The organism is Paraclostridium tenue (assembly GCF_039521565.1).
GTDB classification, from domain to species: domain Bacteria; phylum Bacillota; class Clostridia; order Peptostreptococcales; family Peptostreptococcaceae; genus Paraclostridium; species Paraclostridium tenue.
In genome coordinates, this window is record NZ_BAAACP010000007.1 from 112169 (window position 1) to 124366 (window position 12198).

At 25.2% G+C, this 12198-nt stretch carries 11 protein-coding genes; 2 read left to right on the forward strand and 9 right to left on the reverse strand.

Annotation, left to right across the window (positions count from 1 at the left end):
* Nucleotides 1-123: 123 nt before the first annotated feature.
* Both ABFX13_RS07250 and ABFX13_RS07255 read left to right on the forward strand, forming a co-directional pair.
* Entirely contained in the window at nt 124-1008 is an 885-nt protein-coding gene (locus ABFX13_RS07250) for a LysR family transcriptional regulator (protein WP_346044375.1), read from the forward strand.
* 177 nt (nt 1009-1185) lie between these two features.
* The gene (locus tag ABFX13_RS07255) at nt 1186-2235 is read left to right on the forward strand and encodes a YeiH family protein (protein WP_346044377.1); all 1050 of its coding nucleotides are present in this window, start codon (nt 1186-1188) and stop codon (nt 2233-2235) included.
* A gap of 49 nt (nt 2236-2284) precedes the next feature.
* Here the strand turns inward: ABFX13_RS07255 and ABFX13_RS07260 are convergent, their stop codons facing one another.
* From ABFX13_RS07260 to ABFX13_RS07300, 9 genes are all read right to left on the reverse strand, one after another.
* The gene (locus ABFX13_RS07260; protein ID WP_346044379.1) at nt 2285-3412 is read right to left on the reverse strand and encodes an XRE family transcriptional regulator; all 1128 of its coding nucleotides are present in this window, start codon (nt 3410-3412) and stop codon (nt 2285-2287) included.
* Between the two features lie 18 nt (nt 3413-3430).
* Complete coding sequence (locus ABFX13_RS07265) at nt 3431-6595, reverse strand: DEAD/DEAH box helicase (protein WP_346044381.1); 3165 nt, start codon at nt 6593-6595, stop codon at nt 3431-3433.
* 111 nt (nt 6596-6706) lie between these two features.
* Nucleotides 6707-8686, reverse strand: coding sequence for an alpha-amylase family protein (locus ABFX13_RS07270; protein WP_346044383.1), 1980 nt, complete (start codon nt 8684-8686; stop codon nt 6707-6709).
* A gap of 142 nt (nt 8687-8828) precedes the next feature.
* Nucleotides 8829-9005: a hypothetical protein gene (locus tag ABFX13_RS07275; RefSeq protein WP_346044385.1), complete on the reverse strand. Its 177-nt coding sequence runs from the start codon at nt 9003-9005 to the stop codon at nt 8829-8831.
* A 112-nt stretch (nt 9006-9117) separates the two neighbouring features.
* Nucleotides 9118-9879 carry a hypothetical protein gene (locus ABFX13_RS07280; RefSeq protein ID WP_346044387.1) on the reverse strand — a complete coding sequence of 254 codons (762 nt, stop codon included), beginning with the start codon at nt 9877-9879 and terminating at the stop codon, nt 9118-9120.
* Nucleotides 9873-10574 (reverse strand): ABC transporter ATP-binding protein, encoded by a 702-nt coding sequence (locus ABFX13_RS07285; protein ID WP_346044389.1) that lies wholly within the window; start codon nt 10572-10574, stop codon nt 9873-9875. Before ABFX13_RS07285 ends, ABFX13_RS07280 begins: the two co-directional genes overlap by 7 nt.
* A 2-nt stretch (nt 10575-10576) precedes the next feature.
* Nucleotides 10577-10900, reverse strand: a complete 324-nt coding sequence (locus ABFX13_RS07290) for a GntR family transcriptional regulator (protein WP_346044392.1) — start codon at nt 10898-10900, stop codon at nt 10577-10579.
* 186 nt (nt 10901-11086) lie between these two features.
* A complete protein-coding gene (locus ABFX13_RS07295; RefSeq protein ID WP_346044399.1) occupies nt 11087-11899 on the reverse strand; it encodes an HAD family hydrolase in 813 nt (270 codons plus the stop codon).
* A 14-nt stretch (nt 11900-11913) separates the two neighbouring features.
* Nucleotides 11914-12162, reverse strand: a complete 249-nt coding sequence (locus ABFX13_RS07300; RefSeq protein ID WP_346044401.1) for a hypothetical protein — start codon at nt 12160-12162, stop codon at nt 11914-11916.
* Nucleotides 12163-12198: the final 36 nt, after the last annotated feature.

The window sequence follows — 12198 nt, forward strand, 5'->3', positions numbered from 1 at the left end:
ACAAGTTCTATTTAACTAAAGTGTATCAACTGTCTAGTATAATGTAAAATTATAAAATCTTATTGATTTATAAATTTAACTTATAGTACACTTTTCTTATCAAAAGTGTATTGGGGGGATACTATGATAGATTTTAGATTAAAAACATTTATAGACTTATGTGAAACTAGAAGTTATACAAAAACAGCACAGAGACTATGTATTACTCAACCTGCCGTTAGCCAACATATCAAATACATAGAATCTAAATATAATATAAAATTATTTGATTACATAGGAAAAAATTTAACTCTAACTAAGCTAGGTCAAGACTTTTTAAATAATATTTTAAAATTAAAAACCCTATCTTTATCTATTGAAAATGATTTAAAAAATTCAAAATGTATATCTAAGTCTTTATCATTTGGAGCAACTCGTAGTATTGGTGAGTTTGTTATGCCAAATATTATAAAAAATTATTTAAAAGATTGTCCAAATGCTAATTTATCCATGGTTGTTGATAATACAAAAACATTATTAGATATGCTAAAAAAAGGTGTTTTAGAATTTTGTTTTATTGAAGGCCATTTTAATAAAGCAGATTATGAAACTCATTTATTTAGTTATGAAGATTTTATTTTTATTGCTTCTCCAGAAAATCACCTTGCTAAAAGATCTAATTTATCTATTGATGACTTATTTGGAGAAAATTTAATTCTTCGAGAACAAGGTTCAGGTAGCCGAGATATCTTTGAGCTGTGGCTTTATGAACAAAATTATTCTCATAAAAATTTTAACTCCCTACTTCAAGTAGGTAATATTAATTTAATAAAAGATTTAGTAAAAAATAATTTTGGTATATCTATAATTTATAAAGTTGCTGTAATGGATGAATTAGAAAAAAAAGAATTGATAATGCTAGATATAAATTCTATGAAGTTATCTCATGAATTTAATTTTATATATTTAAAAGATTCTATATTCGCTTCAGAATATGTAGATTTTTTTAATAAAATAAACAATTTTTAAACACCTTAACTACTGTTAATTCTCACGTTTTAGAAAGTTCAAATTTGCATTTTTATTTATTTTAATTTTTTAATTTTAAAAAAACTTGTTGCAAAAACCTTTTCCTTAACACTATAATTCAAATCAAGAGCTGGATAAATATTTAATTAACAATATTTATTTTTAGGGGGGGATTTTATGTCAACAGGAATGTTGATGGGATTAGGAGTTTGTGTAATTTTAGCTAGTATTTCTACATTTTTAGGAAATCTTCAACATATAGTTGGTGCACCTATGATAGGTTTATTTCTAGGCGCTTTATTAGGAAATATAAAGCCCGCAAAAGGAGACTATAAAAAAGGAACTACCTATGCAGCAAAAAAACTTTTAAAGTTTGGTATTATTTTAGCTGGTGCTACACTTAACTTTAATGCAATAATTCAAACTGGTGGAAATGCACTTCCACTAATTATTACAAATATATGTCTATCATTCTTAACTGCCTTATTGGTTGGTAAAGCTCTAGGAGTTTCTATAAATACAAGAAGATTGGTTGGCTCTGGTACTGCTATATGCGGTGGTACTGCTATAGCTACTGTTAGTCCAATAATAAATGCAAATGATGATGAAATGGCTTATGCTTTGACAGCAATATTTTTATTTGATGTTTTCGCGGCTCTAGCATTTCCATTTATAGCTAATAGCTTAAACTTAACTCCAAATCAATTTGGTTTGCTTGCTGGTACAGCCATAAGTGATACATCTAGTGTCGTTGCTGCTGGTGATACTTTTGCAAAACTTATAGGTATATCTTCCGCTGCTGAATTGCCAGTTATAGTTAAACTTACTAGGACTACTTTCTTAGTTGTAGTAGCTATTGTATTTACAATCGTTGTTGTAAATGAAAAAAGAAAAGAAGCTCAACTTATAAGTGCAAATGCTTTGGGAGATTCATCTAATGAACCTAAAAAATCTTTTGGGAAAATAATTATAGATGTGTTTCCTTGGTTTATACTAGGCTTTTTGGGTATGGCTATACTAAATACATTTGGATTTTTTCCCGAATCCATATCTCCATTTTTCAAAAAAGGTTATAAATTCTTGGTAACTACTGCTTTAGTAGGTGTAGGTTATAAAATAAATATAAAAGACTTGTTTACAAAAGGTGCAAAACCTATGATTTTAGGTGGTATAACTTGGTGTGCTGTTGCAATAGTTGCTATGGGTTATGTGCTTATATTAATGTAAATTTTTAATATATTTTTTAAGGGATGACAAAAGTCATCCCCATTTTAATTTATTTTCTAAAGTTAACTGTTCTAACATTATCTTTATTGTTTTTATTTATATTTTTAGATAAAGTTCCTTCTTTTAATCCAAGTAATTCTTCTATATCTTGTGGATATATGCTAAGACCATAATTAGCTAAATTATTCATAAATAAGCCTTCATTCATTAACTTACTTTCAATTAACATATCAAATGCTTTTTTTAGTAATATTGGATGAGTAGATTTTATATTGTCATCTAGTGGTTCTTTTTTAGACCACCCTTTTTTATCAATTTCATTCATTAAATACATATACTTTTTGTAACTTACTTTTCCTAATTGATATCCTCTTAAAATCATAGCCCATATAGGAACTATCCACTTTTTCTTTAGTTCTATATAATCTTCTAATTCATGTACCCCTTCTAAATCTTCTAAAAAGCTTTCTTTTGGCATTAAAAATGCACATGCAAATTCATCTTTTGAAAACTTTTTAGATTGAATATTTGCTTCAGCTGATATTATATATGCCAATTCATAAGCTAAGTCGTAATTTCTTATAGGAGCTGATTTTTTGTCATTTCCTAAAGCTATAAAGTATCTAGATTCTTTGTCGATGCTTTGTTTTTGACTAAAAGCTAAAGCCCCTTTTTTGTCTATATTTGTAGCTGATATAAATATACCATTTATTTCAAGTAAACTAACCATATTTCCTATAGGTCCATTGCCTAAATCAAAAAATTCTCTTACCTTTTGAGCTAATTCTTCTATATCATTATTTCTATTTAAATTATTAGGTAAATTCATTTCAGGGAATTTTATATATCCTTGTATAAATTTAAGTAATCTGTGAGTCATTACTAATTTTTCTTTAAAGGCTATATCATCTACTCTTGGTAATGTAGATTCCGTTCTGATATGCGTATTTTCAACTACTACATTTACAGCATCTTTTTCACTAAAGTAATCTTTTGGGAAACCTAAGGCATTAGCTAATTTCATTTCATTTTCTAATGTTGGCTTATATTTATCTCCTTCAAAAGCTAATATATCCTTTTTGTTTATTTTAGTTTCCTTTGCTAAAATATCTACAGTCTTTCCTCTATATACTCTAGCATTTTTTAGTTTCTTTCCGTTAAATATTTTTTTACTCATATTATTTTACCTTTCTATTTATGTCAATAAATCTAATATTTCATCATTAGATAAATTTTTAAGCACTCCTGAGTCTGACAATTCATTACTTATTATATCATCTATTAACTTGCTTTTGTTTTCTTGAAGCTTAACAATTTTTTCTTCTATTGTTCCTTTAGCTATTAACTTTATAACTTCTACTGTTTGTTTTTGTCCAAATCTATGTGCTCTATCACTTGCTTGATTTTCAACTGATATGTTCCACCATGGATCAAAGTGAATTACTGTATTTGCAGAAGTTAAATTAAGTCCTGTTCCTCCTGCTTTTAAAGATATTAAAAACACTTTTTTATTAATATTTTTATTAAAATCATCTACTAATTTAATTCTATCTGTAGCTTTAGTTTGTCCATCTAAATAATTATATTCTATGTTTTCTTTATCAAGGACAACTGCTATATTTTGTAATACACTTGTAAATTGAGAAAATACCAATACTTTATCATCATTTTCTATGATATCTTTTAGTATTTCTATACAAGCACTTATTTTTGAGCTTTTTCCTTTATAGTCAGTTACTATTAAGCTTGGATCTAAGCATAATTGTCTAAGCTTAGTTAAATAAGACAATACAGTAATTTTATCATTACTTTCATATTTATCTTGTAGCTTTCTTTGTATTTCATCTACGTAAGTTTTATATATTTTTCTTTGTTCTCTACTTAATTCTACTAAAAACTTTTTTTCAATTTTATCAGGTAATTCTTTTATAACCTGCTTTTTAGTTCTTCTTAGAATGAAAGGTTTTATAAGTTTTTTTAATCTTATAATATTACTTTCATCTCTTATAAAGATAGCATTAAACTTACTTACATTGTATAAATACCCTGGCATTATGAAATCAAAAATTGACCACAATTCTAATAAATTATTTTCTATAGGTGTACCTGTAAGTGCAAATTTACATTTAGCTTTTATACTTTTAACTGCATCAGTAGTTATAGATGTTGGGTTTTTAATATTTTGAGCTTCATCTATAATTATATAATCAAAATTTATATTTTCATATTTTTCACAGTCATTTCTTAGTGAACCATATGTAGTTAGTAACACATCTATGTTTTCAAGATTATCAATTATTGATTCTCTTTCTTTTTTACTTCCATGAACTATACCTATATTTAAGCTTGGTGCAAAATTTTCAAACTCATTTTTCCAGTTATGTATAAGTGATGTTGGAGTTATAACAATACTTTTACATCCTTTTTTAGACAGTAAAAATGTTATTGTTTGAAGAGTTTTACCTAAACCCATCTCATCTGCTAGTATACCCCCAAATCCACAATAATCTAGTGTTTTAAACCATTTAAAACCTTCTAATTGATAGTCTCTAAGATTAGCTTTTAAATCATTAGGAACTTCATAAATTATATTTTCAATATTGTTAAACTCATCAATTATTTTATTAACATTTTCAATACCATCTATATATGGAAGTTTCTTTTCTGTTAATATTTCATTTATATACATAGCTTTACTTTGATGTATATTCATTTCTTTTATACTGTTAGTAAAACCTAAACTTTCCATAAGTTTAAACATTTCTTTAGTTTCATCTTCTTCTAGATTTATGAAGTTTCCATTTTTAAGTTTATAAAATCTTTTATTAGCTTTAAATGCTTTTAGTATTTCTTTATATTCTTTGCTATCTATATCTTCTATCTTGAACTTAAATTCTAAGTAGTGATTTATTTGTTCACCTAATCCAACTTTTATATTAAAAGAGTTATATACTTTTTTTTCTTTGAATTTGTCTGAGTAATAAACTTCTCCAATATTTTTAAGCCTATTTATTTCTTTACTTAAAAAATCATATAGTTGCGCATCTGCACCTCTAAATACATACTTATCTTTGTCTTTTTCAAAATAATTTGTATATAGTCTATATATTGCTGCTTCTTCTTTTTCAACATCTCTAATTACAAATTTACCTTCTTCTTCACCTTCGTAGTACATTTTTACATTGCAAATTATTTTAGATTCTTCTAGATCAAAGTAATATTTTACAATTAAATCTTTTGCTATATTATTAGTTATACTGTCATCTATATTTATACTTCTTGATATTTCTTTAAGTTTTGGTATCAAGTTTGTTAGACATTCACTTATTTCTTCTTTTTCAAACTCTATAGTTTTATATTCCTTTAAAACTTCGTATAGCTTTTTATAATAAATTCCATTCATATCTGAAAGCAAATAAATATTACCTTCATAAAACACTACATCTCCTTTATTGGATAAAGGTATTGGTAGTTTCTTATTACTTGATATAACTATTTTATCTTCTACTTTTTTTATATCTACATTTATTGGAACATTATCATCTATGATTTGTGGATTATACGTTTTTCTATCAAAGTTAAAATTAAATTCTTTATACTTCATACACTTCATAAGCCTTTTAAGTAAACTTGAGTTTAATATCATATATCTATTTTTTCTTGCATTTATATTATCAGCTAAACTTAATCCATAGTCTTCTATAAACTGTGCCAAGCTTTCATCATCCTCAAAATAACTACTTTTAGGATCGTATACAAAACTTCTTCCATAAACTATGCTGTTTCCTTCTATTCTAGCTGCTGCAAATTGCTTAAAATCTTTTAGCGCATACATTTTATCATTACCTATTTTAAATTCTGCTTCTAAGGTATCATTTAGGTAATTTGTTATATCTACTTCTATATTAACTTTTTCCTTTGGAATTACTTTAAAATAATTTAATAAATCTTTATTTATAAATCTTGTATTTACTTTAGGTTTAGTTTTTTCTTTTATATCAAGAGTTTTTAGCTTTAAATTATAAACTATATTTACTTTTAGTTCATCAATTCCTTTTAAAGTGATTGATGCTATATGCTTACATATAAAGTTATTGTGGAGTGTAGTGTTTTGATTGAAATCTTCACAAGTACAACCACTACTTATAATCTCTTCATTATCTATGTCTATAATTAAAAAGCTATCATAAATTTCTCTTTGGTATTTAGAAACTATGCTTCCATAAAAACTAATTTTATTTTCTTCTTTAGAATAATTACTTTCTTCTATGTAACCTTTTTTATAATAGTCTCTTCCTCTATCTAATCTATATTTATCTATGTTTTGTAGTAATACTTCATTTACTATTTTAAAATCCATTTACTCACCTAATTTCTTTTAAGTCATGACTTTTATTATATATTTTTTGTTAAAAATAATAAAGACTGTAGTTTATTATTTTTAAACTACAGTCTTTACATTACTTTAATTTTATCTAATTATTATCATTTCATGTCCATAAATTTTATCAATTTTAAACTTGATTTTGTTATTATCTTTAGTAAAACTTATACTTTCATCACTTTGATATTTTCTAATACTACTTATATTAAAATTCTCTATTTCTAAAGTAAATTCAATATTAAATAAAGGTATTATATCTTCTATAGTATAAATATCTTGAGATCTTTTTTCTGTTATATAGTGAAGTAAATGTAGTACATATCCATTATTATCTAAATCATATTGTAATGTTGTTAATATTGTTGATGGCCCGTTGTGACTTACTAGCTTACTACCCATTAATAAATCAATTGCATCTTTTATAATTTCTTTACACCATCTAGCTGCATTTTTTCTATATATACTAAATATAGGATGAGCAAAATAAATTTTATTTTTATGTAAAGTGGCAGCTGGATTACCTATTTTTTTACTAGATGGAGTGTGTTGGTGAGAACAGAACTTTCCATCTTCTCCCCTATTAAAATATGGATTTATTGTATCTAATAAGATATCTGAATTAACACACTTTGTATCTATTTTACTTAAGTACATTACAAATTCTTCTTTTGGCAAACTCTTTCCTATTTTATCATTTGGCATTATAAAGTCTCGATCATACTTTGATTTTCCTAATCGCTTATTTCCAAAGAAATCTATTTCTTCATTTAAATCTAAACTTTCATAGCTTCCTATTACTTTTCCCCCATTTTCCACATAAGCTTCAAGTCTTTCTTTTAATTTTAAATTTCCTTTTATAGTATCTGGTATGATTATTAATTTGTAGTTATTAAAATCAATGTTCATATCAATAATATCAAATTGATATGATAATTCTTGTAACATTCTAACAGCTCCTATTAAAGCTTGAGATGTTCCTTTTTCATTGTTAAAACCTTCTGGTGTTAATAATCCTATTTCAGATATAACTTTAACATTTGATAAATATTTTTCTTTTTCTTTAACAGATTTATATACTTTTCCAATTAATTCATAAGCTGATTTTGATAAATTACCATTTGGATGCAATTGATCTCCTATTGAACATTTACATCCTTGTGCTAACATATTAAAACATTCAAACTCTAAGGCTGCTTGGTTTTTTAAAGAATGGAAGTCTCCCCAATAAGTATGGAACTTCCCTGTCATTCCTAAAATTTCCTTTCCTAAAAGTCTTGCAAATCTTACAGTTGTTGGGAAATGATCATAACCCCATCCCCCACTTGGAAGTGACTCTAATTCTAAATGTGTAAATGCACCTAAAGAATCCCAAAATCTAGGTCCTATATGTGAGCTATTATAAAAAATAGTAGCATCTTTTACTTTAGAATTTATTAAATCTGTTACTTCTTTTCTAAATTCATTTAACATTATATTTGAATAAGCTAATCTTTCTTCTTTTATATTAATGTCTATATTTAAACCTTTCATTTTTTCTTTACAATAATCACAACTACAATCTACTGCAAACAAAATATCCATAAAAAATCCATCTATATTTTCATACCCTACTGATTCAATTATATCAATTATATGCTCTTTAAAATATTCTCGGTATGGTGAATTTAAACATATTGTATTATAAAAGTGTGGCTTATCTACATTTTGAGTACAAATCGGATTTCCGTTAATATCTTTACTTAACCACTGAGGATAATTTTCACTTATATATCCATCCCATTGGACAGTCGTGTAAATTGGTACTTTTATGTTTAGTTCATGACATGCTTTTATTTGTTCAATTAATAAATTTTTATTTTTTAAGTTTGGATGAATCATATCTGGTTTATTTCTAGATGGATAATATAACCATCCATGATGACACCTAGCAAAGCATGTTATGGAATTTACACATGCTTCATCAAGAGTTTGTGCAAATTTATTACTATTAAAATCAGCACCTATATCATTAATATATTCACTCGTATGAAAGTCTAAATGTATTTGTCTAAAGTTTAATTTTTCCATGTTATCCCCCTTATTATTAAATTTTAAAAATAAATTTAATCTTCTTAATAATAATTCTATTTTTCATATTAATATACCTACTAAATATTTAATAACTATTAAATAAAAATAAGGTAGCTTTTAAGCTACCTTTAAATATATATTAGCTAGTTATTTGTTTAGTTAAAGCTCCTTGTCTTTTTGAGGACATTTTTTTATCTACAGTTTGACTTTCTTCATATTCTGATTCAAATTCTTTACTTGTTTGAGTATAATTTACCATAGCATGCATTGTCTGAGCTTCATTTTTATATTCATCATATTTTTTAGACTTTTTCATATAATCACCCTTTCTTAATTTCTTAAGATTAGGTTATGATTTTTAAAGTTTTTTAAACGATATAAAATTTACCTTATTAGTCTAAATTAAGTTTCTTGGTTAATGTATAAATTTAAATTATATATAAAATAATAATTATAAATATATTTTGTAATATTCCAAGAGTCATTACTTTAATAAATGCTCCCATAAATTCTAAATTTGAAATATCTGGTTTTAATCCTATATTATTATTTATTGTATTTAAAATGGTTACTAAACTACTTATTGTAATAAAAATCAAAATTGCTGAGATGTTTTTGTACTTAGCAAATATAGATAATTGAGATATTGCAATTGAATTATAAACTATAAATACTATTATAGATAATATGCTAATAAACAATAATATTGAAAGAATAATAACTATTAAATCTTTATTAGTACGTGTTAACTCTTGAAAACTAATTACCTTATCATCTATATACAAGGTAATTCCTGAACCATATATCATTCCTATAGATGTCGCTTGTTGAATCATAAATATACTATAAGAAATTATAGTAACTATAATAGTTGCAATAATCCATAATACAGACGATATATATTTAGATAGTATTAATTTAGTACTACTTAAAGGAAGAGTAAACATTAAATATCCTTCATCTTCTAGTAAATTCTTTTTAAACCTTTGTATACATATTACTATTGTTAATGTAATTAATGCTACAAGCAATGCCATAGTAACTATACCAAAAATTTGTTTGTTAATTAATGATACGTTGCTACTTATAAATATACTATTTATAATACACATACCTAATATAGCAAGATACATCGGTATTAAAACTTTACCAGTTGCTCTTAACTCATATTTTAATAGTTTTCTTAACATTTAAACTCCTCCTTAAATAAAGCATCTATAGACATACCTTTATTCTCCCTTATATCATCTACTTCACCCTTTAATATAATTTTTCCATTAGAAATTATTATTACTTCATCACATATATTTTCAATTTCATTTATAAGATGTGTTGATATTAAAAGAGTTGAGTCTTCTTTATAATTTTTTAATATAGTTTTTATTATATAAGCTCTTGATGCTGGGTCTACGCCACCTATAGGTTCATCTAGTATATATAATTTTGCATTTCTTGACATAACCAAAATTAATGCTACTTTTTCCTTAGTTCCTTTTGACATAGACTTTATTTTTTCATTTATATTTAGGTTAAGTTTTTTAATCATATCATTTGCTTTTTTTATATCAAAATCTTTATAAAAATCATTAAAAAACTTTAATACATCTTTAACTCTCATATCTTCGTTTAAATGATTTCTATCTGGTAGGTAAGATATTATTTCTTTAGTTTTTATTGATGGCTTTAATCCATTTATTTTAACTTTACCTTTATCACATTGAGTTAATCCATTTATAATTTTTATCATAGTGGTTTTACCACTTCCATTTGGTCCTAATAGTCCTACTATCTTTCCCCTTGGAATATTTATATTTAAATCTTTAAATACTTCTTTATACCCATATTTTTTATATACTCCCTCAAATTCTACTATACTTTCATTCATTATTACCCCTCCATTATATTAGTTTTTATAAGGTTTCTAATTTCATCTTTTTTATATCCTAATTGTATTAGTTTTTCTTTCAATGAATTTATTTCTTTGTTTGCTATTTCTTTTCTCATGTTTTTTATTTTATCTTCATCACTTGTAACAAATCTTCCACTTGTTCTTTGACTATGTAGTAGCCCTTCCCTCTCTAGCTCTGCCAATGCTCTTTGCATAGTATTTGGATTAACTTCTGCTTCTGATGCCATATCTCTTACAGAATTTAATTTAGATCCTATTTCAAATTCCCCTGATATTATTTTAAATTTTAATATATCTACCAATTGTAAATATATAGGTTTATTATTGTCAAATTCCCAGGTCAAGTTTTATCACTTCCTTATTGTATTAATTACTTAATACAACAGTATAATATTTTAATATCACATGCAACAATATTTACTAAATTTATTTAAATAAAAAAACTATCTTAAAATACATATAAAGCTTAGTATTTTAAGATAGTTTTTTTATAATGCTAATGTTTCCTTTTGTATAACTTCTTCTTGTATAGTTTTAGTAACTCCACATTCTTCATTAGTATACTTAGTTTCAAAATTAGCGATTTTTTTTACATCATCATGTCCATTTTTCATGGCATAACTATAATACGCACTTTTCATCATTTCTATATCATTTAAATGATCTCCAAAAACCATAGTTTCTTCATAACTTATATCAAACATCTCTTGTACTTTTTTTATTGCTATTCCTTTGTTAGCTCCTAAGCTATACATATCTAGCCAATATTTACCTGATGGAGTTAATGTTACATTTTCTATATTTTCTTTTTTAAATCTAGAGTAACTATTTGTTTCTGCATCTTTCATATCAAACATATTAACTTTAAATATTACATCATCTACATCTAGTAATGAATCTACTTTTATCACTGGAACATTCATTGGAAAATGTATATTAAGCAATTCTATTGCTTCATTATTTTCTAAATATAACCCCTTTGTTCCACAAAGTACAGGGTATGCATCTTTCACATCACGACCTATTTTTACAAGTTTCTCTACAGTGCTTTTTTCCAAGAACTTAGAATATATACACTTGTCTTTATAATATATAGCTGTTCCATTTTCACATATAAATAGTAATTCATCTTTATACTCATTGAATTTATAAACTATATCTAAATAATTTCTTCCTGTAGATATAGCAAATATTATATTTCTTTCTTTTAAAGCTTCTATAGTTTCCTTAAAGTCATTTGGAATTTCGTGATTACTATTTAGTAATGTCCCATCCATATCAGTTGCTATTAATTTAACCATGATACTCCTCCTGTTTATTTAAACATTTTCATAAAAACTATCCCTATAAGTATAGCTACCAATAAAGAAAAAACTGCTCTATGTGTTTTCTTTAATTTGTATTCATTATACGCTAATGTTAATTGTTGAAGTGATAATCCAACTAATATCATTTTAGTTATAAAGTCTCCTTCAACTATTTTTAACATAGATAAAAATGCACATATAAATATACTTACACATAATCCTATGTTAAGTTGTTTTAAATTCTCATTATAATACATTCACTACCCCCTAGACTTTACTTATTACTATTATAC

Excerpts from the sequence above, each read along its gene's own strand:
- ABFX13_RS07250 (WP_346044375.1), top strand. The coding sequence starts at position 124 with ATGATAGATTTTAGATTAAAAACATTTATAGACTTATGTGAAACTAGA.
- ABFX13_RS07255 (WP_346044377.1), top strand. The coding sequence starts at position 1,186 with ATGTCAACAGGAATGTTGATGGGATTAGGAGTTTGTGTAATTTTAGCT.
- ABFX13_RS07260 (WP_346044379.1), bottom strand. The coding sequence starts at position 3,412 with ATGAGTAAAAAAATATTTAACGGAAAGAAACTAAAAAATGCTAGAGTA.
- ABFX13_RS07265 (WP_346044381.1), bottom strand. The coding sequence starts at position 6,595 with ATGGATTTTAAAATAGTAAATGAAGTATTACTACAAAACATAGATAAA.
- ABFX13_RS07270 (WP_346044383.1), bottom strand. The coding sequence starts at position 8,686 with ATGGAAAAATTAAACTTTAGACAAATACATTTAGACTTTCATACGAGT.
- ABFX13_RS07275 (WP_346044385.1), bottom strand. The coding sequence starts at position 9,005 with ATGAAAAAGTCTAAAAAATATGATGAATATAAAAATGAAGCTCAGACA.
- ABFX13_RS07280 (WP_346044387.1), bottom strand. The coding sequence starts at position 9,879 with ATGTTAAGAAAACTATTAAAATATGAGTTAAGAGCAACTGGTAAAGTT.
- ABFX13_RS07285 (WP_346044389.1), bottom strand. The coding sequence starts at position 10,574 with ATGAATGAAAGTATAGTAGAATTTGAGGGAGTATATAAAAAATATGGG.
- ABFX13_RS07295 (WP_346044399.1), bottom strand. The coding sequence starts at position 11,899 with ATGGTTAAATTAATAGCAACTGATATGGATGGGACATTACTAAATAGT.
- ABFX13_RS07300 (WP_346044401.1), bottom strand. The coding sequence starts at position 12,162 with ATGTATTATAATGAGAATTTAAAACAACTTAACATAGGATTATGTGTA.